Source organism: Vibrio pacinii DSM 19139 (assembly GCF_000711795.1).
Classification (GTDB): domain Bacteria; phylum Pseudomonadota; class Gammaproteobacteria; order Enterobacterales; family Vibrionaceae; genus Vibrio; species Vibrio pacinii.
Genome location: NZ_JONH01000013.1, coordinates 73,139 through 97,784, shown reverse-complemented (window position 1 = coordinate 97,784; position 24,646 = coordinate 73,139). Strand labels below are relative to the sequence as shown.

General features: G+C 47.6%; 18 protein-coding genes. 12 read left to right on the top strand and 6 right to left on the bottom strand.

All coding sequences use genetic code 11. From position 1 onward, the window contains the following. Window positions 1–2: 2 nt before the first annotated feature. Both pstB and phoU read left to right on the top strand, forming a co-directional pair. Window positions 3–821 carry a phosphate ABC transporter ATP-binding protein PstB gene (gene pstB / locus BS19_RS09610; protein ID WP_038174945.1) on the top strand — a complete coding sequence of 273 codons (819 nt, stop codon included), beginning with the start codon at window positions 3–5 and terminating at the stop codon, window positions 819–821. Window positions 822–1,001: 180 nt separating this feature from the next. After that, window positions 1,002–1,700, top strand: coding sequence for a phosphate signaling complex protein PhoU (phoU, locus tag BS19_RS09605; protein WP_038174944.1), 699 nt, complete (start codon window positions 1,002–1,004; stop codon window positions 1,698–1,700). Between the two features lie 5 nt (window positions 1,701–1,705). Here phoU and BS19_RS09600 read toward each other — a convergent pair whose 3' ends face one another. The 3 genes from BS19_RS09600 to BS19_RS09590 form a co-directional block, all read right to left on the bottom strand. Next, on the bottom strand, window positions 1,706–2,461 hold the full coding sequence (locus BS19_RS09600; protein WP_038174943.1) for a copper homeostasis protein CutC: 756 nt from the start codon (window positions 2,459–2,461) through the stop codon (window positions 1,706–1,708). A gap of 138 nt (window positions 2,462–2,599) precedes the next feature. Continuing rightward, window positions 2,600–2,902: a YebG family protein gene (locus BS19_RS09595; RefSeq protein WP_038174942.1), complete on the bottom strand. Its 303-nt coding sequence runs from the start codon at window positions 2,900–2,902 to the stop codon at window positions 2,600–2,602. A 102-nt stretch (window positions 2,903–3,004) separates the two neighbouring features. Then, window positions 3,005–3,895 carry a LysR substrate-binding domain-containing protein gene (locus BS19_RS09590; protein ID WP_038174941.1) on the bottom strand — a complete coding sequence of 297 codons (891 nt, stop codon included), beginning with the start codon at window positions 3,893–3,895 and terminating at the stop codon, window positions 3,005–3,007. 105 nt (window positions 3,896–4,000) lie between these two features. On the opposite strand from BS19_RS09590, the gene BS19_RS09585 reads away from it, so the two are divergent. Then, on the top strand, window positions 4,001–4,975 hold the full coding sequence (locus BS19_RS09585) for a TDT family transporter (RefSeq protein WP_038174939.1): 975 nt from the start codon (window positions 4,001–4,003) through the stop codon (window positions 4,973–4,975). Here the strand turns inward: BS19_RS09585 and BS19_RS09580 are convergent. After that, complete coding sequence (locus BS19_RS09580) at window positions 4,972–6,861, bottom strand: sigma-54-dependent Fis family transcriptional regulator (RefSeq protein WP_038174937.1); 1,890 nt, start codon at window positions 6,859–6,861, stop codon at window positions 4,972–4,974. The genes BS19_RS09585 and BS19_RS09580 overlap by 4 nt on opposite strands. Window positions 6,862–7,204: 343 nt before the next feature. Here BS19_RS09580 and BS19_RS09575 point away from each other — a divergent pair, with 343 nt between their 5' ends. The 9 genes from BS19_RS09575 to recD all read left to right on the top strand — a co-directional run bounded on the left by BS19_RS09575 (window position 7,205) and on the right by recD (window position 22,892). Beyond that, window positions 7,205–8,293 carry an ABC transporter ATP-binding protein gene (locus BS19_RS09575; protein WP_038174936.1) on the top strand — a complete coding sequence of 363 codons (1,089 nt, stop codon included), beginning with the start codon at window positions 7,205–7,207 and terminating at the stop codon, window positions 8,291–8,293. Window positions 8,294–8,298: 5 nt separating this feature from the next. Next, entirely contained in the window at window positions 8,299–9,399 is a 1,101-nt protein-coding gene (locus BS19_RS09570; RefSeq protein ID WP_038174935.1) for an ABC transporter ATP-binding protein, read from the top strand. Continuing rightward, a complete protein-coding gene (locus BS19_RS09565) occupies window positions 9,399–10,262 on the top strand; it encodes a carbohydrate ABC transporter permease (RefSeq protein ID WP_038174934.1) in 864 nt (287 codons plus the stop codon). The genes BS19_RS09570 and BS19_RS09565 overlap by 1 nt, the downstream gene beginning before the upstream one ends. A gap of 16 nt (window positions 10,263–10,278) precedes the next feature. Next, on the top strand, window positions 10,279–11,097 hold the full coding sequence (locus tag BS19_RS09560; protein WP_038175049.1) for a carbohydrate ABC transporter permease: 819 nt from the start codon (window positions 10,279–10,281) through the stop codon (window positions 11,095–11,097). A 12-nt stretch (window positions 11,098–11,109) separates the two neighbouring features. Next, window positions 11,110–11,382 carry a DUF2160 domain-containing protein gene (locus BS19_RS09555; protein ID WP_038174932.1) on the top strand — a complete coding sequence of 91 codons (273 nt, stop codon included), beginning with the start codon at window positions 11,110–11,112 and terminating at the stop codon, window positions 11,380–11,382. 115 nt (window positions 11,383–11,497) lie between these two features. Beyond that, window positions 11,498–13,216, top strand: a complete 1,719-nt coding sequence (locus BS19_RS09550; RefSeq protein WP_038174931.1) for an ABC transporter substrate-binding protein — start codon at window positions 11,498–11,500, stop codon at window positions 13,214–13,216. A gap of 160 nt (window positions 13,217–13,376) precedes the next feature. After that, on the top strand, window positions 13,377–16,853 hold the full coding sequence (recC, locus tag BS19_RS09545) for an exodeoxyribonuclease V subunit gamma (RefSeq protein WP_038174930.1): 3,477 nt from the start codon (window positions 13,377–13,379) through the stop codon (window positions 16,851–16,853). A 316-nt stretch (window positions 16,854–17,169) separates the two neighbouring features. After that, window positions 17,170–20,784: an exodeoxyribonuclease V subunit beta gene (recB, locus tag BS19_RS09540; RefSeq protein ID WP_038174928.1), complete on the top strand. Its 3,615-nt coding sequence runs from the start codon at window positions 17,170–17,172 to the stop codon at window positions 20,782–20,784. Between the two features lie 2 nt (window positions 20,785–20,786). Then, a complete protein-coding gene (recD, locus tag BS19_RS09535; RefSeq protein ID WP_038174925.1) occupies window positions 20,787–22,892 on the top strand; it encodes an exodeoxyribonuclease V subunit alpha in 2,106 nt (701 codons plus the stop codon). 26 nt (window positions 22,893–22,918) lie between these two features. Here the strand turns inward: recD and BS19_RS20415 are convergent, their stop codons facing one another. Then, the gene (locus BS19_RS20415; protein ID WP_169739012.1) at window positions 22,919–23,095 is read right to left on the bottom strand and encodes a hypothetical protein; all 177 of its coding nucleotides are present in this window, start codon (window positions 23,093–23,095) and stop codon (window positions 22,919–22,921) included. A gap of 199 nt (window positions 23,096–23,294) precedes the next feature. Further along, window positions 23,295–24,632: an amino-acid N-acetyltransferase gene (gene argA / locus BS19_RS09530; RefSeq protein ID WP_038174924.1), complete on the bottom strand. Its 1,338-nt coding sequence runs from the start codon at window positions 24,630–24,632 to the stop codon at window positions 23,295–23,297. Window positions 24,633–24,646 lie beyond the last annotated feature (14 nt).

Genomic DNA, 24,646 nt, shown 5'->3' with positions numbered 1-24,646 from the left:
GCATGTTTTCTGTCAACCAAACCTTGGGCTATCCAGCGCCATTAGATGTCAACAACCTCAGTGATGAGCAAACCGCGATTGCTATCGAGGGGCTCAACTTGTTCTATCAAAATACCCAAGCGCTACACGACATTTCAATGCGTATCCCCAAAGGACAGGTGACGGCGTTTATCGGCCCATCTGGGTGTGGCAAATCAACCTTGCTGCGCTGTATCAACCGAATGAATGATTTAGTTGAAGGATGTCGGGTTGCAGGAAAGGTTAAATTGCACGCTAAAAACGTTTACCACCCTAAGGTTGATGTGGCGACACTGCGTCGCCGAGTTGGGATGGTGTTTCAGCGGCCTAACCCATTTCCTAAATCGATTTATGAAAACGTGGTTTATGGTTTGCGCTTGCAAGGCATTAACAACAGCCGCGCATTAGACGATGCGGTTGAGCGTTCATTGCGCGCCGCAGCACTGTGGGATGAGGTTAAACATCGTCTGCATGAAAATGCCTTTGGTTTGTCGGGGGGCCAGCAGCAACGATTGGTGATTGCGCGTGCGATAGCCATCGAACCTGAGGTATTACTTCTTGATGAACCAACTTCAGCACTTGATCCGATTTCGACGCTTACGATTGAAGAGTTGATCAATGAACTGAAAACCAAGTATACCGTGGTGATCGTAACGCATAATATGCAACAAGCCGCGAGGGTGAGTGACCACACCGCCTTTATCCATATGGGGAAGTTGATCGAGTACTCAGATACCGATTCTATTTTTACATCGCCATTGAAAAAGCAGACCGAAGACTATATTACAGGTAGATACGGTTAAATTTCTTCGTCATCTTTGAAACTGTAGCGTCGTTAACGGTGGAAGTTGCCCCTCATCACATAGACGAACTATGCTCATAGGGCTGAAATTTCTTGTTGCCTTGTTACAATTCCAACTAGTTAGAACAAATCATTGCGCTAATTTTTTCCTATTGTTCAGAAAAAGAGAGTCACTTCATCTATGAATTTTGGACGCCATATTTCAGGCCAGTTTAATGTCGAGCTAGAGTCGATCCGTACCCACGTACTTACCATGGGTGGATTGGTCGAGCAGCAATTGTCGTTTGCAATGCAAGCGCTGCACCATGATGACATTGAGTTGGCAAGAAAGGTGGTGCGTGATGATCATAAAGTCAACGCAATGGAAGTGTCGATTGATGAAGCCTGTACGCGTATTATCGCCAAAAGGCAGCCGACGGCGAAAGATTTACGCCTGATTATGGCGATAATCAAAACCATTACCGACTTAGAGCGTATTGGCGACGTCGCGACCAAGATTGCTTATGTGGCGATCGAAAGCCCATCGCCGCAGGAGCGTCAGTTCCAAGTGTCGTTACAACCTCTGTGTCGACAAGCGATTGATATGCTGCATAAAGTGTTAGATGCGTTTGCTCGCATGGATGTTGATGCCGCTGCAGAAGTGCATAAGCTGGATGACAAAATTGATGCGGAATACGAGGCTGTCATTCGCCAGTTAATGACCTATATGATGGAAGACCCGAAAAATATCCCCAATATTTTACAAGTGATGTGGTCTGCGCGTGCGATAGAGCGTGTTGGCGATCGCTGTCAAAATATTTGCGAATACATCATCTACTTTGTGAAAGGTAAAGATGTTCGCCACTTGGGCGAACAAAGTATTGATGATGCGCTGCGTTAAATCGCTTAATCCCAGCACTGGTTAATCTTTTTTACCACCTGCTCAATCGCATCTGGATTGGTGACGGGAATCACTAAGTCATCAATCGCGTCACTGCCCATTTTTGCTTGTTGGCTTACGCCGTGCATTAAACTGGCACGAGTGGTTTTACCTGAGAGATGAACCTCACGCACGCCAGTCTGAGTGATGATTGCAACGACGTTTTCGTCATTTAAGCCTGCTCCCGCCATTATCGAAATACGTCCATCGGCTTGGGTGACCATTTGGGCTAATGTTCCACTTCCTTGAGTAACATTGGCCGCTTGTCCTGAACTCAATACACGTTCACAACCTAGCGAAATGACCTGTTCTAATCCACTTACCCAATCACGGCACTGGTCAATGGCGCGGTGAAATGTTACGCCTAATCCGTACAGTTTGGCACGCTCGGTTAACTGCTGCATCGCGACTAGATCGACATCACCGGCAGCGGTTAAAGCGCCCAAAACGACGCCTTGTAACTCGGCTTCGGCGGCGGCTTCAATATCGAGCAACATCGAATCAATATCATCTTGGCAATAGAGGAAGTCACCTTGACGAGGGCGAATCATGGCATAAATGGCAAGATCTGAAATCTGGCGCGCCTTTTTCATTAAACCAAAACTAGGCGTTAAGCCGCCGAGTGCCAGTGAAGAGCAAAGTTCAATCCGAGTCGCACCGCCAGCAATGGCATTGTGCAGAGATTCTAAGTTATCGATACAAACTTCAACATGATATTTCATGCGCTAAGCCTAATTAGGGGGAATGATGAACTATTCTAGCAGTCAGGTGATGAGATATAAGGGTAAATATAACAATATTTATTTCCGTAAAAAAAACCTCAGCATGTTGCTGAGGTTTCGTGTTGAACTGGTGCTAGATTAAGCTGCGTCATCTTGCGCTTGTTCAGCGTCTTCGACCGCTGCAACTTTTTTCGACTTCTTCGGTGCAGGCTTGCGCTTAGCCCCCAGTGCGTATAGCACCTCTTCTTTGTTTTGTGCTAGGAACATCGCCAAGTCTTCTTGCTTGCCTTCTTCTTCTAGCAATTCACTTTTACCTAGTAGCACAAAAAGCTCATCTGCCATATCGAGCATTTTGTCATATGCGTCAGCTTCCGCTTTAGAGGTAAAAGTCATTTTCTCTTCTCCGTTGCGTTCTACCACGTACTTGACGATTACAGCCATGGTTGGTCCTCTAACTCAAATTATTGAATGGATTTACTGTCTTTTTATACAGTTTTTAACCACTAAAGTCTAGGCGAGGAGATAATTCTGCGACTTAAGTGGCTAGTCTTTACGCCATTGCTGACAATAGTCGATGAAGCGCTTCAGTAGCGGGCTTTGGTACTTTTCTTTGTGAACTAAAAGCCAGTAGCGGCGCTTCATATCAAGCGGTAACGTAAGCTCAACGATGCGGCCATCATTGAGCGCGGGTTGTGCGGCGAGTTTAGATAGGCAACCTAACCCAAGCCCCGCAGAGACACTGTTGATTAATGCTTCGGTGGTGTTGAGCTGAAAGGCTTCGTGCCACTGCTCAATGCGTGGCGCGATCACACGTAAAAAGAATTCCCGTGAGCCGGACCCCGGTTCACGCAAGATCCATTCGCTACGTTCTAAATTCTCCATCGAAAAAGCTTGCTGTAATAGCGCAGAGTTAGGCGAGCATACGACACACATTTCATCTTGGTTAAACGGAGTTGAAATAAGCTGTGGATGGAGGGTTTTGCCTTCGATAAGCGCCAGATCGAGCTGATAGTCGACCAGTTTTTCGCAAATCAGCGCCGAGTTAGAGATCAACAAACTTTGCGCGGTGTGTTGTGTCTCACGGCGAAAATCACTCAATAGATAGGGCGCGACTTGATTGCCAATGGTATCACTGGCACCAATGCGCAGCAGTCCGGAAAGCGTTTGGTCATTATCGAACAACTGTTCAATATCTTGCGCCCGCTCAATGAGTTCATCGGCCAAAGGCAGTAACTTCTGCCCCTCTTGATTGAGAATAAGCCGATTGTTGACCCGATCAAACAGTGAATGACCGATCTGCTTTTCGAGCTCAGATAGCGCCATACTCACCGCTGCTTTAGAAAGAAACAGCGCTTCTGACGCTGCGGTTAAGGTGTCATGCTGAGTGATGGCAATAAAGACTTTCAGCTGTTTCAACGAGATATTAGACGCCATGATTTATTGTTTAGATTAACTGAACGAGTGTTTTAAATAATTGGATATTCTTGAACAAATAGCAAGCGTAAACTGCAGATGAAGTTGAGACATTGTGAGGCAGTTATGATTAGAACAGCAAAAGCAAAAGTGATGGGAGCGCCGACTCCGATGGCCGGCTTAGCGCTAGGGATTGCCAGTCTTGGATGGTGTTGGGAAAATGCCGCACAGTTTAATGGCTACGCGCAGTGGAGCGCAGCCGCGATTGCAAGTGTATTGCTCTCAATACTGGCGGTGAAATTTCTGTTCCATCGCCATCTACTACGTGAAGATTTAGCTCATCCGGTGGTGGGCAGTGTGGTGCCGACCTTTGCCATGGCGACCATGGTGGTGTCGAACTCGCTTGGGCAGTTTTGGCCGATGATTGGCGATAGTCTGTGGCTGTTCGCGGTGGTTTTGCATCTGCTGTTCTTAGTCAGCTTTGCGTACCACAGAGTTAAAGACTTTCAACTACACCACATGGTGCCAAGTTGGTTTGTACCACCGGTGGGGATTATCGTGGCGGATGTGTCGTTTTCGGGCAATCCGTGGCTCAGTCTGGTCGCTGATGCTGCCTTAATGTTCGGTATGACCGCTTACGCGCTCATGCTACCGATGATGATCTACCGCTTTATGTTTACTGAGCAAATTCCTGATGCGGCAAAACCGACCATGGCGATCATGGCCGCGCCAGCAAGCCTATCGTTAGCTGGGTATTTGACGGTAGTGGCTGAGCCATCGCCAGTGATTATTGGCTTATTGTTCGGCATTGCCGTGTTGATGACCGCGATTATCTATTTGGCGTTTTTTAAACTGTTAAGATTGCCATTTAGTCCCGGCTATGCGGCGTTCACCTTTCCAATGGTGATCGGTGCAACGGCACTGTATAAGTTAGTGGCCTGGATGGAGAGCATTGGTATGGCAAGCGAGTACATCATCCAAGTTGAGTGGTTGGCAGGTTTTGAGCTTATCATTGCCAGCCTAGTGGTTAGCTATGTCGCGCTGCGTTACCTTGCTTACTACCGACCATTCAGCCGTGGGTTAGGGGTGCTTTCTCACTAACGTAACCCCTGTTCTCGGAGTCGTTTATACAAGGTATTGCGACTAATATTGAGCACTTTCGCGGTCGCTGAAACATTGCGACCGCTTTGCTCATACACATCCAACCAATCCTCATCAGGAACGCTCGGTGATAAACCACCGACGCTTTTCGCTGACTGTTGCGACACCAGAGTAATAGAGTGACTTGAGGTTTTCGTCAACGTAGGTTGATGCTGTTCAAGATCATGCAAAAAATCATCAGGCAAATGCTCAATTTGAATCGTTTCATCTCCCGCCATCGCTATCGCAATCTGAATCACACTCACCATTTGGCGGATATTACCCGGCCAGGGGTGAGTATTAAACATCGCCAGAACATCAAGGCTCATTTTTGGCGCTTGCTCGCCGAGTGCATACTTGGTCAGCAGGTAGCTCACAAGGGCTTCTTTATCGGTTCGATCACGCAGAGCAGGGAGCGAAAGATTAAGGCCAGTGACACGATAGTAAAGATCTTGGCGAAAGGTCCCACGTTCTACATCTTGTTTTAAATTGCGGTTGGTGGCTGAAACGAGTTTAAAGTCGACAGGGTATGAGGTGGTTGATCCGAGCGGGGTGACTTTGCGCTCTTGCAATACTCGTAGTAAACGCGCCTGAACGTTAAGCGGCATATCGCCTAACTCATCAAGAAATAGGGTCCCTTTGTCAGCTTTACGGATTAGACCGATATAACCTTTGTTGCTTGCTCCAGTAAATGCGCCTTTTTCATAACCAAATAACTCAGACTCGACCAGTTCGGCAGGAATGGCGGCGCAGTTCACCGCGATCATAGGGGCGTGTTTACGTTGGCTAGACAGATGCAGTGCATTAACGAATACCTCTTTTCCCACTCCAGTTTCACCATGAATCAGAATCGGAATATCACTATTAAGAATTCGGCTGGCCTGATTAATCGCTTTCGCTAGTCGTTCATCTCCCATATTTAAGCGCTCTAAATCAAGCGGGGCTTTGCTATTTGGATTGGCTGGTTTCGCCGTGGATTGGCGATAGTCGATTTGCCGACCTTTAGCAGTGCTCGGTGGGGTAATTAACGCATAGAAATTGAAACGTGAATGGGTTGTTAGTGCCGTGGGGTTAAATGGCGGATGTGATAACAGCTGATCCAACTTGACATCAAACACCTGCTCAATACGTTGCAGGGCAAGCTCTTGGCCTAGCACGACTTCTGCACGGCGGTTGGCCGAGACAATAACGCCGTGTTCATTAAACACCAATATTGATGACCACTGACTGTCAATGTTCTCTGGCGAAGTGTTAAACCAAAGTAGGTAGTGGTTAGCCTGAAAGCGAGACACTATCAGTTGATTCTCTATCGCTTGCGACATCAACTTGACCATGCCTAAGGTATGCGATGTCGGCATATAGGCGTCGCTTGAAATAGACAGTACGCCAGCTAGCTTTCGTTCGGCATCAAACAGGGGAGCCGCAGAGCCAGTCATAAAACGGTTCGAGGTTAAGAAGTGTTCATCATGAAACACCTGAACAATTGACCCTGTCTCTAAGGCAGTCCCAATCGCATTGGTGCCTATCAGGCTCTCTTGCCAGTGAACCCCATTTTGAAAAACGTCGGGTTGTCTTTGAGAGAAAAAGCGCTGTTCCCCCCAACTGTTCAATACTTGACCTTGAGTGTTGGCCAAAGTGATCAAGCAGTTACTGTTAGCCAAAAGACTGTCGTAAAAGGGCAACACTTTTTGTTGGGTGGTGGTCAGCAGCCCGGCGTGCTCTTCAAGCGTGTGATGAAACGCTTGGCCTGTTTCGACTTCGATAATGGGCTGACTGTGATGCACAAGCCCTGCTTCTCGGCAGCGTTGCCAAGAATTTTCGATCATTGATAGGTGTTTATTATTCATAGTTTTGGTCAGCAGCAGCGATAAAAATTTATAAAATTAAGTTATTATTCTAATTGCGCGAATGAACGTTAATGATCACAAACGCTCAATTAACATAACACTCTGCTGAACACCTTGAACATCTTTTGAACACATTTTGTTAACAAATGTTAGCTTGGTCTCACATGTTGATTTGCTGAGATAACCTAGGTTTTCTGAGTATTTAGTCAGCATTGCCTTGCTGAATCAGGCTTGGGAAACTGTTCTGTAAATTATTTGTTAACAAAATACAAACTTGGCACGACTCTCGCTCTATCGAACAATATCGAAAAAATATAATAGTTCGAATGGTAAGGAGTTTTTAGTGTCATTAACACTTGAGCAGGTAAGCAAATATATTGACGGTGAGATGCATATCTCTGACGTCAATCTCACCTTTGAGCCCGGCTCGTTTAATGTGTTGCTAGGACGCACATTGGCGGGAAAGACTTCATTGATGAGGCTGATTGCTGGGCTTGATCGCCCTACGTCAGGGAAAATTCTCGTTAACGGTTTGGATGTAACGGGCGTTTCAGTACGGGATCGCAACATCTCTATGGTGTACCAGCAGTTTATTAACTATCCCAATCTAACGGTATTTGAAAACATCGCTTCGCCACTGCGTCTGGCAGGGATGGCGAACAAAGAGATCCAAGAACGCGTGCATGCTACCGCAGAAATGCTACGCATCACTGAACACCTTAAAAAGCACCCTTTAGAGCTTTCTGGTGGTCAGCAGCAGCGTACTGCCATGGCGCGAGCATTGGTCAAAGATGCCGAGATCATCTTGTTTGATGAGCCATTGGTTAACCTTGACTACAAATTGCGTGAAGAGCTACGCCAAGAAATGCGCGAGCTATTCAAAACTCGCCACACCATCGCAATTTATGCCACTACGGAACCAAATGAAGCGTTGGCGCTTGGCGGTACCACGACCATTTTACACCAAGGTCGAGTGATTCAATCTGGGCCAACCGCCGCGGTTTATCATCATCCCGATAATGTTGAATCCGCGACGTTATTCAGTGAGCCGCCGATTAACCTTATCTCAGGCAATATCAACAGTAATGAAGTGACGTTTGATCAAAGTGCCCATTTTCCACTCAATCAGTCTTTAAGCAAGTTGAGCAAAGGTGAGTACCAATTTGGCATTCGTCCGAGCCACCTTAGCCTATTGCCAAAGAACGATGATGATGTTGAGTTAACCGTGCAAGTTGAAGTGGCGGAAATCAGTGGTTCAGAGACCTTCCTGCATGTGCGTAATGCCCATCTTGAGATGGTGCTTCATCTGCCTGGCGTACACAGCTACAACGTTGATGAAACCATCAAAATCTATATTCCAATCCACAAATTTTATGTCTTCGGTATGGATCACCAGCTTATCCATGCCCCGACTCGTGATGTAAGAGGGTAGCGCTCATGGTTCAAATTACACTCAACTCGCTCGCGCATACCTATGATAAAAAACCAACCTCATCATCGGCTTATGCCATCAAAGAGATGAATCATGTCTGGAAGCAGGGCGGCGCGTATGCACTGCTTGGCCCTTCTGGTTGTGGTAAGTCGACCCTGCTGAATATTATTTCAGGCCTGATGAGTCCATCTCAAGGGGAGGTTCTGTTTGACGATATGCGCGTCAATGAGCTCCGTCCTCAAGATCGTAACATTGCTCAGGTTTTCCAGTTTCCAGTGATCTACGACACCATGACGGTGTATGACAATCTGGCCTTTCCATTGCGTAACATGAAAGTGCACAAGGCGAAGATCCATTCCAAGGTGACTGAGATCGCTGAAATCTTGGAACTGACCAACGTGCTGTCGAAAAAGGCACAACACTTGAATGCCGATGAGAAACAGAAAGTCTCGATGGGACGCGGACTTGTACGTGACGATGTCTCGGCGATTTTGTTCGATGAGCCGCTGACGGTTATCGACCCGCAACTGAAATGGAAGTTGCGCCGCAAGCTTAAACAGATCCACCAGCAGTTCAATATCACCATGGTTTACGTCACTCACGATCAGCTTGAGGCTTCCACTTTCGCTGATGAAATTGCGGTGATGTACAACGGCCAGATTGTTCAGTTTGGCACCCCACGTGAACTGTTCGAAAGGCCAAATCACACCTTTGTCGGCTACTTCATTGGTAGCCCGGGAATGAACCTGCTTGAAGTGACGCCCACAGATCATGGCGTTGAATTTGAAGGTGTCGAAGTCCCGCTCTCTGAGTCATACCGCCATGCGATTGCCAACGCGCAAAGCCGCAATATTAAAATCGGTATTCGCCCGGAGTTTGTCCATGTGTGGGAGAAGGGCAATGAGTCAGCGCTTTTGTGTGATGTGCTGCATGTCGAGGATTTAGGCACTTATAAAATCGTCACGCTGCAACTGGGCAATAAACCGATTAAAGCACGTCTTCAGGAGGACCAAGTTGTGCCACAACATCAAGCTTACATCAGCTTCCCAGAGCAATGGACCATGCTTTATGTCGATGAATTCCTTGTCAATGTGGGAGAAGAGTAATGGATAAAGTTGCTAATAATCGCGCTTGGTTTTTAGTCCTGCCGGTTTTTGCGCTGGTGGCGTTCAGTGCCATTGTGCCGCTGATGACGGTGGTGAACTACTCGCTGCAAGACATCTTTGACTCCAATACCGCCTATTTTGTGGGCACGGAATGGTATCGAGAGATCTTAAATGATGAGCGGTTACACGGAGCGTTACTGCGTCAGTTCGGTTTCACCTTCACCATTTTATTGATTGAAGTACCGCTCGGCATCATCGTCGCATTGACGATGCCGACCAAAGGCAAGTGGTCAGCATTTTGTTTGATTGTGCTGGCGATTCCATTGCTTATTCCCCTCAACGTGGTCGGAACCATCTGGCAGATTTTCGGCCGTGCTGATATCGGTCTGTTTGGTTGGGCGCTCAATGGCATGGGGGTTGATTACAACTACGCGGGTAATCCACTTGATGCGTGGCTAACCGTGATCCTCATGGATGTGTGGCACTGGACATCGCTGATTGCGTTGCTGTGTTACTCGGGCTTACGTGCGATTCCAGATGCGTACTATCAAGCGGCGAATATCGATCGTGCTTCAACTTGGTCAATCATTCGTTATATCCAATTGCCCAAACTCAAAAGCGTGCTTTTGATCGGTATTCTTATCCGCTTTATGGACAGCTTTATGATCTACACCGAACCGTTCGTTCTTACCGGTGGTGGACCAGGCAACTCGACGACGTTTCTCAGCCAAACCTTAACCCAAATGGCGGTGGGGCAGTTTGATATCGGTCCGGCTGCGGCGTTCTCGATCATCTATTTCTTGATCATCCTCTTAGTGAGTTGGGTGTTCTACACCGCAATGACCCACGGTGAAAATAAGTAAGGACATAACCATGGCGATGACTAAATCAAAATACACACGTTATACGCAGATAGTGGGGCTTGCGTTCTACATTGTCTGCTTGATGTTGCCAATTTATTGGCTGCTCAATATGTCGTTTAAAGAGAACCAAGAGATCTTAGGTAGCTTAAGCTTTTTCCCTGAGCAATGGACCTTTAAGAATTACCAAACCATCTTTTCAGACTCAAGTTGGTATATGGGCTACGTTAACTCCATCATCTATGTCGCAATGAACATGGTGATCACCTTGAGTGTCGCCCTGCCAGCGGCTTACGCTTTCTCTCGTTTTAAGTTTGTTGGCGATAAGCACTTGTTCTTTTGGCTGCTCACTAACCGTATGGCGCCGCCGGCGGTCTTCTTGCTGCCCTTTTTCCAGCTCTACTCATCAGTGGGCCTGTTCGATACTCATATCGCGGTGGCCTTAGCACACTGTCTGTTCAACGTGCCACTCGCGGTATGGATTCTCGAAGGCTTTATGTCGAGTGTTCCGCGTGAAATCGATGAAACGGCTTACATTGATGGTTACAGCTTTCCTAAGTTTTTCATCAAAATCTTTTTGCCGATGATCCGTTCGGGGATTGGGGTCTCGGCTTTTTTCTGCTTCATGTTCAGTTGGGTCGAGCTGCTGCTGGCGCGTACGCTGACCTCGGTGGATGCCAAGCCCATTTCGGCCGTTATGACTCGGACCGTAAGTGCGTCAGGTATTGATTGGGGCGTGTTAGCGGCCGCAGGTGTGTTGACCATTTTACCGGGCATTTTAGTTATCTGGTTTGTCAGAAATCACGTCGCGAAAGGTTTCGCGTTAGGTCGAGTTTAAGGAGAAATAATCATGGCTTGGATGGCATGGACTACCCCTTCAGCGCTGTTTTTTCTCGGCATTGCGTTGATTTTATTAACAATGACAATTCGAGAAATACGCACACCGTGTATTGAGCGTAAAGGTTTTTTACCGATCACCACCACACGTGGCGATCGGCTATTTATCGGTTTGTTGAGCTCGGCTTATATCCACTTAGGCTTTGTTGGGCTCTCTGAACTGACTATTTGGGTGCCATTTACCCTCTCGGTAATTTGGCTAGGTACGGTTTTGAAATGGGGATAACAACAACTGAATGACATCTACTCAGGCCGAGTTCGACAGGTTGCCATAGTCGCTAGGCAATGAGTGTAATCAATAACGTAAGAAACAGAATACTCACAACTGGAGTTAGACAAGAATGAAAAAGGATATCAAAAAGTCTTACCTTGCACGTAGCTTAGCGTTGAGCTTTGCACTGGCTGCACTTTCACCGGCGGCGCTGGCTGATATGGCCGCGGCGAAGAAATGGATGAGTGAAGAGTTCACGCCATCGACCTTGTCAGCGCAAGAGCAAGCGCAAGAGATGCAGTGGTTTATCGATGCGGCTAAGCCATTTCAAGGCATGGAAATCAATGTCGCGTCAGAAACCATCACCACTCACGAGTACGAAGCAAAAGTACTGGCCAAAGCCTTCTATGACATTACTGGGATTAAGGTCAACCATGACCTAATTCAAGAAGGTGACGTGGTGGAGAAATTGCAAACTCAGATGCAAACCGGTCGTAATATTTATGATGGTTACATCAATGATTCTGATTTGATTGGTACTCATGTTCGTTACGGTAAAGTTGTGCCTATTTCAGATTTCATTAAAGGCGAAGGCAAAAGTGTCACCAACCCTTATTTGGATCTGCCTGATTTTATCGGTTTGGACTTTACCACTGGTCCAGACGGTAAGATTTATCAGTTACCCGATCAGCAATTTGCCAACCTTTACTGGTTCCGCGCCGACTGGTTTGAGCGCGCCGATCTGAAAGCGAAGTTCAAAAAAGAGTATGGCTATGAGCTTGGTGTTCCGTTGAACTGGTCAGCTTATGAAGATATCGCTGAATTTTTTACTAACAAAGTAAAAACGATTGATGGCGAGCCAGTTTATGGTCACATGGACTACGGTAAAAAAGATCCATCATTGGGCTGGCGTTTCACCGACTCTTGGTTCTCGATGGCGGGTGCAGGCGATAAAGGCATTCCAAACGGTTTGCCGGTTGATGAGTGGGGCATTCGTATTGAAGGATGTAAGCCAGTCGGTTCGGATGTTGCCCGTGGTGGTGCTACCAACGGACCTGCGGCTGTCTACGCCACAACCAAATACGTTGATTGGTTAAAGCAATACGCGCCACCAGAAGCTCAAGGTATGACGTTTGGTGAAGCGGGCCCAGTCCCGGCGCAAGGTTCTATTGCTCAGCAAATCTTCTGGTACACCGCTTTTACTGCTGACATGACCAAACCTGGCCTGCCAGTTGTTAACGAAGATGGCACACCAAAATGGCGTATGGCACCTTCACCACGCGGCCCTTACTGGGAAGATGGGATGAAACTGGGTTACCAAGATGCCGGTTCATGGACTTTCCTCAACAGTACGCCACTTGATCGTCGTCAGGCTGCTTGGCTTTACGCTCAGTTCGTGGTCTCAAAATCGGTCAGTTTGAAGAAAACCTTGGTCGGCTTAACGCCAATTCGTGAGTCAGATATCAACTCTCAAGCGATGACAGATGTTGCGCCTAAGTTGGGTGGCTTGGTCGAGTTCTACCGCAGTGATGCGCGTAAACAGTGGACGCCAACTGGTACCAATGTGCCAGATTATCCAAAACTTGCCCAACTATGGTGGCAATACGTTTCGGAAGCAGCCAGTGGTGAGAAAACCCCGCAGCAAGCTCTGGATGGGTTGGCCCAAGCTCAAGATCGTGTAATGCAACGTTTAGAGCGTAGTGGTGCGCAAGGTGAGTGTGGCCCTAAACTCAATCCGAAGAAAGATCGCGAATACTGGTTGTCACAGCCGGGTGCGCCGAAAGCCAAATTGGCTAACGAAAAACCGCAAGGCAAAACCATCGCCTACCAAGATCTTATCGCGCAATAATTGGGCCACTAACGCCTAATTGATAAACGCTTAGCCATACCCGCTCAACCCTTGAGCGGGTATTTTGATTCGAGCCAAATCATGCGCTTATATTGCTCTGCTAACCGCTCAGGTTGTGCTAGTCTCAGGCTAATTGTGGCAACGATAGCGTGAGTGCATTTTGTTTACTGTCTACCATTCCAATCAAGTCGATGTATTAAAATCATTGCTTGTTGAGCTGGTTCGGCTCAACCCACTAGAAAACCCGTTTGAAGCGGAGCAGATCTTAGTGCAAAGCCCGGGGATGTCTCAGTGGCTGAAGATGGAGTTGGCCCAAGCGTTTGGCGTGGCAGCAAACATCGAATTTCCTCTGCCGGCGACCTTTATTTGGAACATGTTTACCGAGGTGCTGCCTGATGTGCCTCAGCGCAGTGCGTTTAATAAAGAGTCGATGACTTGGAAGCTAATGCTCATTTTGCCAAGCTTACTCGATCATGACGAATTTGCTCCTCTGAAGCGTTATCTTGAGCATGACGACGACAGTTCAAAACTGTATCAACTCGCAGAAAAAATCGCTGATATATTTGACGGTTATTTAGTCTATCGCCCTGAATGGATTGCCAGTTGGGAAGCGGGACAAAGTGTCGCTGAACTCGAAAGCGAACACCCATGGCAGCCGATCCTATGGCAGGCACTGTATGATCATACTCTGGCACTTGGTCAGTCGCCTTATCACAGGGCCAACCTCTACCAACACTTTATCGATGCACTAGAGAATGTCGCGTCGACAGGTGATCAAAGCGGCTTTAGACATCTACCTAAGCGATTGTTTGTGTTCGGTATTACCTCATTGCCACCACGTTATATGGATGCGCTAAAAGCCATTGGTGAGCACATTGATGTTCACCTGATGTTTACTAACCCATGTCGTTACTACTGGGGGGATGTGCGCGATCGTAAGTTTCTTGCCCGTTTGGCCGCCAAACATCGTCAGCATGTGGTATGGCATCAAGATCATTCACAAGCGCACGGCGAGAGCGAGCAGCTCAAAGGCACACTGGAAGATAATTTGGTCGATGAGCTTCATACTGATGCTGTGGGAAACAGTTTACTGGCCTCGATGGGTAAGTTGGGGCGCGATAATATGTATCTGCTGTCGCAACTTGAGTCTCATGAAATTGAAGCCTTTGTCGATGTTGAGCGTGACTCGCTGCTGCATCAATTGCAGGCTGATATTCTAAATCTCGAAGAACATCAAGACGATCAACAGCTTGAAAGCAGTCAGCATAAAAAGACTGTTCAGCGAGATGATCACTCATTGACACTGCATGCCTGCCACAGCCCGATGCGTGAAGTCGAAGTGTTGCACGATCAATTACTGGCGATGTTTGATGCTGATGCGAGCCTAAAACCGCGCGATATTATCGTCATGGTTGCAGATATCAATGCCTACAGCCCAGCCATTCAGGCAGTGTTTGGCAATGCTCCTGGGGAACGTTTCATCCCTTACTCAATTTCAGACCGTACCGCTGACCAAGAAAGCCCGATCCTCAATGCCTTTATCCAGTTGGTGAATTTGCCTAACACGCGTTGCTTGGCCACCGAATTGCTTGAATTGCTCGAAACGCCCGCCATTTTGGCGCGCTTTGAGTTGAGCGAAGAGGAGTTTATTGTGGCCAAACAGTGGGTGGAAGAGTCGGGCATTCGCTGGGGGCTCAACGCAGAAACCAGTCGTGAGTTTGATCTACCAGAAAATGGTCAAAATACCTGGCAATTCGGGATTGAACGCATGCTGCTTGGTTATGCGATGTCGGAATCGGCGGGGTTGTTTAGTGCCAATAGTGGCAAGTTAGCGCCATACAATCAGGTGCAAGGCTTTAGCGCTGAACTGGCGGGTAAACTGGCGCACTTTATTCAGACGGTGAGCGACTATCGCCAGAGTTTAGCGCAAACTCAATTGATCGAGAGTTGGCGTGAAGTATTAACCGCACTGCTGGATGATTTTTTTACCGTCGAGCTTGAAGGTGAAGCGGTACTCAAATCGATTCGAGATACGTTAGCCAACCTCAAAGAACAACTGACCGATGCCACGTTTGAACAGCCGCTGGCTGCTGCGATCATGACGCAATATTTACAAGATAAGCTGTCCGGTACTCGCGTTAGTCAGCGCTTTTTAGCCGGACAAGTGAACTTCTGTACCTTGATGCCGATGCGTTCGATTCCGTTTCGCACTGTCTGTCTGCTTGGGATGAACGACGGGATTTATCCTCGCTCTATGCCAGCAGAGGGCTTTGACTTGATGAATGGTCGCACTAAACCCGGTGATCGCTCGCGTCGTGATGATGACCGTTATCTATTTTTAGAAGCGTTACTCTCTGCGCAACAGACGCTGTACATCAGTTATGTTGGTCGTTCGATTCAAGACAATACCGAACGCGTGCCGTCAGTTCTGGTTTCTGAGTTGATGGAGTATTGCCATCAAAACTATTGTCTCGAAGAGGACAAAGACCACTCGGTGGATGAGTCTGGCCAGAGATTAACCAAGCTGTTGCTTAGCACTCACCCTATGGTGCCCTTTAGTGAGCTAGCGTTTAGCGGCAATCGGCCGAGCTACGCCAAAGAGTGGTTACCGGCGGCCAATCGACAAGGTGAGAGGAGTGGCGACTTTAATCGTCAGTTAGCTGACTACTTACTTGATGCCAGTTATCCACTCGAATTGGATCTGGTCGAACTGCAACGTTTTTGGCGCTTGCCAGTGCAGTATTATTTCAACCGTCGCCTTAAAGTGGTCTTTGAGCCGCCATTGCCTGTGATGCAAGATGATGAGCCGTTCGTTCTTGATGGGCTAGAAAGCTATCAGATGCGTGATGCGTTATTGAATGAGTTACTCAAGCATCAACTGAGCGGTGAACAAGACGCGCAAGCGGTTATTGAACGCTTCGTCCAGTATCAACGTGCTCAAGGCAAACTGCCGGTTGGTGCGTTTGGTGATATTGAGTTTGCAACTAACCGTACTCAGGCTCAAGAGTTGGTCGAGAGATTAACGTTTGTCTGCTCGGCGAGCGAAGAGGATCTGGAAATCAAACTGAGCTTTGATCTGCTCGGTGAACAAAAGCCGATCCATCTTAGTGGATGGCTAACCCAATATTACCGCTCGGGATTGGTGCGTTTTCGCACGGGCAAGCTGCGCGCTCAAGATTATCTGGCAGCGTGGATTGATCATCTAGCCATGTCGGCGATGGGCGTAAGTAAACGCACTCATATGATTGGTTATGACCGTAAAGAAGGCATTGTCCATATGATTTATCCTGCTATGGATGACAGTGCCACGGCGAAATCTTTACTCAGTGAGCTCGTTGGCCTGTTTTATCAGGGCATGACACAACCACTGCCTTATTTCCCCAAAACGGCATTAGCGAATATTGAGGCTGGGTTTAATCGCGGTCGTTGGGTCGATGATGAAGAGAAATCATCGAAGAAAATGGCCGATACCTTTAACGATAGCTTCATGGCTGCGGGCGAGGGAACTAATGCGTATATCGCGCGGATCTGGCCAAATTGGAATCAACAACTGGCCGCTGAAGTCCGCACGCTGAGCAACTTAGTTATCCAAGCGCCACGTTTAGCGATGGTCGCAAGTGACGATGAAAAACAGTAAAGGTTGGGTTGCTTGATAGACACAGAGAATAAGCAAAGGTAGTTGGCCGCCAGTAAATCATTATTGTGTAGGGCGTTCGCTGTACGGCCAGAGGTCAGAGGGACCATAATTGGGTTGGTCTATTGCAAGTGCGATTAGCGATAGTTCGCCACAGTTGCTCAACGCATGGCGCGCATACTATCGGCTTGACGAGCGGCGCGCCGTGAGAAAGATCGCAGAAAGTTCTAACTTTTTTATCGATTTATCTGAGTAACAAGCGTTTTAAACTCTGGATCACATTTGGATTTAAGTTTTTCAGTAAAAGGGCAAATTTTTTATGACATCAACGTCTACGGTTACCGCACTTAACGCGATGACTTTTCCTTTGCACGGTGCGCGATTAATTGAAGCATCGGCCGGGACAGGCAAAACGTTCACCATTGCCGGATTGTACCTGAGACTGTTATTGGGTCATGGCAGCCAACAAACCAAGCATCAGGTGCCATTAACGGTCGACCAGATTTTGGTGGTTACTTTTACTGAGGCGGCTACCGCAGAACTGCGCGATCGAATTCGAGCTCGGATTCATGATGCGCGCTTGGCATTTGCCCGTGGTCAAAGCCATGATCCTGTCATTAAGCCGCTGTTGGCAGAGGTGGTCGATCACAAACAAGCGGCCGAGATCTTACTCCAAGCGGAACGCCAGATGGATGAAGCGGCGGTCTACACCATTCATGGTTTTTGCCAACGTATGCTGACACAAAATGCGTTCGAATCAGGTAGTCGTTTTAACAACGAATTTGTCACTGACGAGAGTCACTTAAAAGCCCAAGTAGTGGCCGATTACTGGCGACGTAATTTCTACCCGTTGCCGGTTCATTTAGCGGCAGAAGTGCGTCGATTGTGGAGTGCTCCCGCCACGCTACTCGGTGATATATCACGCTATTTGACGGGATCGCCAGTCAGTTTATCAGTCCCAGCCATGAGTGGGTCGTTAAGTGAGTTGCACCAACAAAACCTTCAACAGATTGACCAGCTTAAAGCGTTATGGCGTGAGCACCAAGATGATTTACCTGCACTTATCAGTGACTCTGATGTGAATAAACGCAGTTACAGTAAAAAGTCTTTACCAGTTTGGCTTGAAACGGTCAACGCTTGGGCGGCGAGTGAAACCCTCGATTATGCTTATCCAGATCAGTTAGAAAAATTTGCTCAGACAGCGTTAATTGAAAAAACGCCACAAGGAACGCCGCCAACCCATGCGGTGTTTAGCGTGATTGATGAGTTTATTACTGATCCGATTAGCCTTAAAGCGCCCTTGTTGGCGCACGCGATTGAACACTGTCGAACCATGCTAGCCAACGCGAAACAGCAAAAGCAGTGGTTGTCATTTGATGATTTGTTGACTCAGCTCTCTGCCGCTATAGACAATGATGATAGTGAACAACTGGCAGAGCGGATTCGGACGTTATATCCGGTCGCGATGATCGACGAATTCCAAGATACCGATCCACTGCAGTACAGCATTTTTAGTCGTATTTACTTAAACAATCCTCAATACGGCTTGTTTATGATTGGCGATCCTAAGCAAGCGATCTATGGTTTTCGCGGTGCCGATATTTTTACTTACATTAAGGCGCGAACTCAGGTCAATTCGCATTTCACCTTAGACACCAATTGGCGCTCCAGCGCGGCGATGGTAGCGGCAGTCAACCAAGTGTTCGAATTGCCGCAAAGCCCTTTTATTTATGACCAAGATATTCCATTTCTACCCGTAGCACATAGCCCGAAGGCTGAACAACGTATTTGGACTATGGCAGGCCAAACGCAACCCGCGCTGACCTATTGGCTGCAGGAAACGCAAGAGAAACCGCTAGCGAAAGGGGAGTACCTTAACGCGATGGCGCAGGCCACTGCGGATCAAATTCAAACCATATTGACTGCCGCGCAGCACCAGCAAGCACACTTCGTCAATGACAAGGGCCAGCAAATTATCCAAGCAGGTGATATCGCAGTTTTGGTCCGTACTGGTAGCGAAGGCCGACTGGTCAAAGACGCATTAGCTAAGCAAGGTATTGCCAGCGTCTATCTCTCTAATCGTGATAGTGTTTTTACCTCATCGGTCGCGCAAGACGTGCAACGCTTGCTGCAAGCGGTGCTGACACCTGAAAATGATCGCGCCCTGCGTGCCTGTTTGGCCTCAGAGATCTTTGCGTTAGATGCGGGCACACTCGATAAGCTCAACAACGATGAAAATGAGTGGGAAGCGGCCATCAATGAGTTTAAAGAGTATCGTAAGCTGTGGTCTGAGCGTGGCGTGCTGCCAATGCTACGCAGCGTGATAAGTAAACGTCACATTGCCGAGCGCTTGTTGGCCGATCTGGGTGGTGAGCGCCAATTGACCGACTTAATGCATATTGGTGAGTTATTACAGCAAGCCAGTATTGAACTTGATAGTGACCATGGCTTATTGCGCTGGTTGGCTCAGGCGATCAGCGACGCTGAAAATGGCCTTGGTGGCAGCGATGACGAAATCCAACGTTTGGAGTCTGAGCGCAATCTGGTGCAAATCGTCACTATTCATAAATCTAAAGGGCTTGAGTATGATTTAGTCTTTCTGCCATTTGTGTTGAGTTACCGTCAAGCGAGCGAGGCGAAGTACTATGATGCAGAGCAAGACCGAACCATTCTCGATATAACCGGACAAGATGCTGCGCTCGCGGCGGCCGACAAAGAGCGCTTGGCGGAAGATTTACGTCTTATCTACGTGGCACTCACCCGCGCCGTGTATGGCTGTTTTATTGGTGCGGCGCCGCTACGAAATGGTCGCTCAACCAAAGAGCCCACCGGAGTTCATCACAGCGCGATGGGCTATCTGTTACAAGATGGACAGTCTGGTGGTATTGACGATCTCACTCTTGCCATCGAACAACAAGTGAAGCGGCTTGAGTGCGTGCAACTGACCGCTCTGCCTGAATCCTACGATGCGCCGCTTATTACTGAGGCAGGCGAACAACAAGTGCTAAGCGCCAGTGAGTTAAGCCAAACCATTGATCGCAACTGGCGGATCACCAGTTACTCTGGACTGGTTAAACAAGGCGCTCACCACGGTGATGATTTTACCGACTTAATGCACCTTGATATTGACTCTTCGCAAGAGCATGACGAGCAACAAGAAAATGAGCCGCAAGCTTCAATTTTTACGTTTCCGCGCGGTGCTCGGCCAGGTACTTTTCTGCATAGCTTGTTTGAAGAAGTCGAGTTTACTGAGTCAGCCACCAGTGAAGAGAATACAGCCATCATCACGCGCTTGCTTGAAAGTGAACAATTAGACCTAAGTTGGCTGGCTATTTTACAACAGTTGATTGATACCGTGCTTGATACCCCGCTCGACGGAAAGCAGCTGCGACTCAATCAGAAAAGTCCAAGCCAGCGCTTGGTCGAAATGGAATTTATGCTGCCGATTGAAGTGCTTTCTGCTGCTGCCTTAAACCGAGTTATTCAGCGGCATGATCCTTTGTCGGCGAAAGCCGGCGATCTCGGCTTTTATACGGTGCAAGGGATGTTGAAGGGGTTTATCGATTTAGTGTTTGAACATCAAGGCAAATACTATGTCCTCGATTGGAAATCCAACCATCTTGGCGATGAGGTCAGCTTTTACCACGGCGATGCACTCAAGGCGGCGATGGCCGAGCATCGCTACGATCTGCAATATCAAATTTATGCACTCGCCCTGCACCGATTCTTACGCAGTCGTTTGGCCAACTATAACTACAATACTCATTTTGGTGGGGTCTATTACCTGTTTTTACGCGGAATGGACGGCGCCAGCGAACACGGTATTTTTTCTGCTAAACCAAGTCTAGAGTTGCTCAGCGATATGGATAAATTGATTGATGGACAAGCCATCGATGTGAAACAAAACAGTGCCGGCCAGATGGAGTTATTGTAGCGATGAATACTCTTATTTCGACACTCAAGCAACTGGCGAGCAAAGGTCAAGTTAGACAGCTTGATTATCAGTTTGCGCGTTTTATCGAAAGCCAATCTCAAAACAGTGAATTGGCCTTTATTGCTGGTGTGGTGAGCCATGAGTTGGCTAAGGGCCATATTTGTTTACCTCTGCTCGACGCTCAGGGACAACCAGTAGATTTAGCGGCTAAATTAGGTTTGTTTGGTGAGGAGGCCAGCGAATTAACGCAACAACTACTCAGTATTGATTGGTTGGCACTGCTTAGCGCCAGTGATTTAGTTGGCCGCAATGGTGAACCTGTACCATTAATTTTCGATGGTGAGCGATTGTATCTACATCGTTACTGGCACTACGAAGTGGTGGTGGCTGAACGCTTAAACAGCTTTGGGTCACCGATGATCCTAAAGCTCGATCAGCAACAGAAATTGGCCCAGTTACTCGATCATCTTTTTGCAAGAAACTACCGCTATCTATTTGAAGATATAGAAAAATCAATCAGTGATGGAGTTAGCACAGCGGTGCTTCGTCAGCGCATGGTTTGTGATCATTTAGATGTCGTGTCAGACGATAATCTCGATTGGCCTACCATAGACCAAACGCTTCTCAAGGCCAAAAGTATTGAGCAATTAGCCCCACTTGATGAGCAGGTCCCACTGGCGGCGTGTATCAACTGGCAGAAAGTCGCGGCTGCGGTAGCACTGAGTCGCCGTTTTGCGGTGATCTCAGGTGGTCCTGGTACCGGCAAAACCACCACAGTGGCTAAATTGCTCGCCGCTTTAATCGAACAAGCGCAAGCCAATGATCAACAACCGACGATTAAACTGGTCGCTCCGACTGGAAAAGCCGCGGCACGCTTAACGGAATCAATCGGCAAAGCGGTGTCTGCGCTGCCAGTCAGCCCAGAACTGAAACAATCGATACCAACCGATGCCAGTACGTTGCATCGTCTGCTTGGTGCGATTCCTAACAGTGCCGAGTTTCGGCACAATCATGATAACCCGCTCCACGTCGATATTTTGGTGGTTGATGAGGCTTCCATGGTTGATTTGCCGATGATGTATAAATTGATTGATGCGTTGCCGAAGAAGGCGCGCTTGATTTTACTCGGTGATAAAGATCAATTGGCTTCGGTTGAAGCGGGGGCGGTGCTTGGTGATATCTGTTCTTTCAATGCGCAAGGTTTTAGTCAGGCACATGCAGGGCAGATTGCGCGTTTGACTGGTTTTACGAGTCTGACTCACAGTGCCAATGCCCACCCTTCGATTGCAGATAGTTTGTGCATGCTGAAAAAGAGTTACCGTTTTGATGCGCGCTCAGGGATAGGTCAGCTGTCGCAAGCGGTTAACTCGGGGGACGGGCTCCGAGTCGACGCGGTTTGGAAGCGAGATTTTCCTGACATCGCTAAGTATCCAATTGACAGCCAAACTTACAACCAGATGATCCAGACGTTAGTCTCGGAATATCAGCATTATCTGCAGCGACTTCGTCAGCCACAGCAGCGCCAAGGGCAACCTGAAAGCTTGTCACAACGAGCCAAAGCCGCCCTCGACCTGTTTGCCCAATGTCGATTGTTATGTGCGATTCGAGAAGGGGATTTTGGCGTTAAAGGGCTAAATCAGCGAATTGAACGGGCGCTGGCGTCACGTAAACTGATTAAAACTCAAGATGAGCTTTGGTATCACGGCCGCCCTGTCATGGTGACGCGTAATGATCACGGGTTAGGGCTGTATAACGGCGATATTGGTCTGTGTGTACGTGATGATTCACATCAGGAGTCTAAGCTTAAAGTGTTTTTTGAACTGCCTGATGGTAGCGTCAAAGCGGTTTTACCCAGTCGTGTACCAGAGCATGAAACGGCTTATGCCATGACCATTCATAAATCGCAGGGCAGCGAGTTTGAACATACCTTGATGATCCTGCCACCAGACTTTACGCCAATTTTAACCCGAGAGCTGATTTACACCGGAATTACTCGCGCCAAAAAGCATTTGACCTTGTATGCCGATGAGCGAGGGTTGAAACGAGCGATTAAGATTCGCACTCAGCGAGCGAGTGGATTGATTCAACGTTTGACCAGTAGCAGATGACCTTCCGTGGCCGTCTGTGGTAATGATTAAAGCGCGGTGGAAAAAGAGATACTGCGGATGCGGTATTTCACTTGATAGTTCAAAATGAACGCTTTTAAGCCTTCTGTAACAGGGAATACGCAGTGTACGTCGAGATTTTCTAGTAGTTCGTTGTCTGCCATGTCCCAAAAACTCTGAACAGAGTTACAGATAATTGTTTTCATTGAGAGTTTGCTCTTAGTGACGTTGTTAGTAACCTCAAGCAATCCTTGCAGCTTAACTGAAACAGTTAAGTCGAGAAATAATTCCTAGCTCCTCACTTTAATGAGGAGCTCGAATTTTAACCAATTTAAACTATGAAATAAAGCGACTATTTAAGAAAATTTCTGCAATCAGTTCTCATTTGTGAGATAAATAATTGACCTAAAGCTCAAGTGCCAGAATTTTTGACTTACGTTGATAGTTGTAAAGGTTCTGTTTATGCGATGGAAGAGACTCAACCTCCATCTCATGAAAACCCTGCTCTCTGAACCAGTGCAGGCTATGGGTAGTTAGAACAAATATTTGTTCAATCCCCTGAGCTTTAGACTGTAAGCGCATATGGTTGAGCAACAGCAAGCCGCGGTTGCCATCACGATATTCAGGGTGAATGGCGACACACGCCATCTCGGCCATTTTCTCATCGGGATAAGGATAAAGCGCGGCACAACCAATGATTAGGCCATCCTTTTCGATGATGGTGAACTGATGGATCTCTTGTTCAAGCTGTTCACGAGAGCGGCGCACCAATACGCCTTGTTGTTCAAGTGGCTCAATCAAATCAAGAATGCCACCAATATCATCAATTTCGGCCACTCTGACCTGCTCTGAGCTTGCTTTCACCACTTGTGTACCTATACCATCAAGCGAGAAAAGCTCTTGAATTAAAGCCCCATCGACTTTGTAACTGATTAGGTGGCTACGTGGCACTCCCGCACGACAGGCGGCGGTCGCGGCGCGTAAAAAGCGTAACGTGCCAGAAGAGTTTTCACAGTTGGTGGTTTTCTCGCTTTCAAGTTCCGCTTGCAGTTTTTCCGCTTCTTTAGGGAACAGTTCAGCAAAGACGTCGCCATGTTGATCAATAACCCCTTGCTCAGAACAAAAACCAATCAGTTTATCGGCTTTTAATTTGATCGCGACTTGAGTTGCTACCTCTTCAGAGAGAAGATTGAACGATTCACCAGTGACCGAGCTGGCAATGGGGCCGAGCAGCACAATTGAGCCTTGATCGAGCATACGATTGATACCCTGAGTATCAATACGTCTAATTTTTCCACTGTGGCAATAGTCAACGCCGTCATCAATACCAAGAGGCTGTGAAATAATAAAGTTGCCACTGACGACATTCAGTTGAGTGCCTGCCATTGGTGTGTTGCTCAGGCTCATCGATAACTGCGCAGTGATGGCTAATTGTAACCGTCCTGCGGCTTGCATGACGTAACTCAGGCAGGTTTCATCGGTAACGCGAACCCCTTTGTGATAAGGGCTCGCATACTGATGCTGATCTAACAGATGATTTATCTGTGGCCGTGCGCCATGAACCAAAACAATTTTTACGCCTAAGCTATGTAATAATGCTAGATCACTGATAATATTGGCAAAATTTTCATCAGCAACCGCTTCTCCACCTAGCATTATCACCATGGTTTTATCACGGTGAGCGTTCACATAAGGGGCCGACTGCCTAAAGCCTTTAACAAGCGCGGTACTTCTGAGTTTCACATTGATGACCGTTA

What these genes read in the sequence shown, in the direction of transcription:
- BS19_RS09600 (WP_038174943.1), bottom strand. Translation starts at nt 2,461, where the DNA reads ATGAAATATCATGTTGAAGTTTGTATCGATAACTTAGAATCTCTGCAC.
- BS19_RS09570 (WP_038174935.1), top strand. Translation starts at nt 8,299, where the DNA reads ATGGTTCAAATTACACTCAACTCGCTCGCGCATACCTATGATAAAAAA.
- phoU (WP_038174944.1), top strand. Translation starts at nt 1,002, where the DNA reads ATGAATTTTGGACGCCATATTTCAGGCCAGTTTAATGTCGAGCTAGAG.
- BS19_RS09585 (WP_038174939.1), top strand. Translation starts at nt 4,001, where the DNA reads ATGATTAGAACAGCAAAAGCAAAAGTGATGGGAGCGCCGACTCCGATG.
- BS19_RS20415 (WP_169739012.1), bottom strand. Translation starts at nt 23,095, where the DNA reads ATGAAAACAATTATCTGTAACTCTGTTCAGAGTTTTTGGGACATGGCA.
- recB (WP_038174928.1), top strand. Translation starts at nt 17,170, where the DNA reads ATGACATCAACGTCTACGGTTACCGCACTTAACGCGATGACTTTTCCT.
- BS19_RS09580 (WP_038174937.1), bottom strand. Translation starts at nt 6,861, where the DNA reads ATGAATAATAAACACCTATCAATGATCGAAAATTCTTGGCAACGCTGC.
- BS19_RS09595 (WP_038174942.1), bottom strand. Translation starts at nt 2,902, where the DNA reads ATGGCTGTAATCGTCAAGTACGTGGTAGAACGCAACGGAGAAGAGAAA.
- BS19_RS09565 (WP_038174934.1), top strand. Translation starts at nt 9,399, where the DNA reads ATGGATAAAGTTGCTAATAATCGCGCTTGGTTTTTAGTCCTGCCGGTT.
- pstB (WP_038174945.1), top strand. Translation starts at nt 3, where the DNA reads ATGTTTTCTGTCAACCAAACCTTGGGCTATCCAGCGCCATTAGATGTC.
- BS19_RS09590 (WP_038174941.1), bottom strand. Translation starts at nt 3,895, where the DNA reads ATGGCGTCTAATATCTCGTTGAAACAGCTGAAAGTCTTTATTGCCATC.
- BS19_RS09550 (WP_038174931.1), top strand. Translation starts at nt 11,498, where the DNA reads ATGAAAAAGGATATCAAAAAGTCTTACCTTGCACGTAGCTTAGCGTTG.
- BS19_RS09555 (WP_038174932.1), top strand. Translation starts at nt 11,110, where the DNA reads ATGGCTTGGATGGCATGGACTACCCCTTCAGCGCTGTTTTTTCTCGGC.
- BS19_RS09560 (WP_038175049.1), top strand. Translation starts at nt 10,279, where the DNA reads ATGACTAAATCAAAATACACACGTTATACGCAGATAGTGGGGCTTGCG.
- recD (WP_038174925.1), top strand. Translation starts at nt 20,787, where the DNA reads ATGAATACTCTTATTTCGACACTCAAGCAACTGGCGAGCAAAGGTCAA.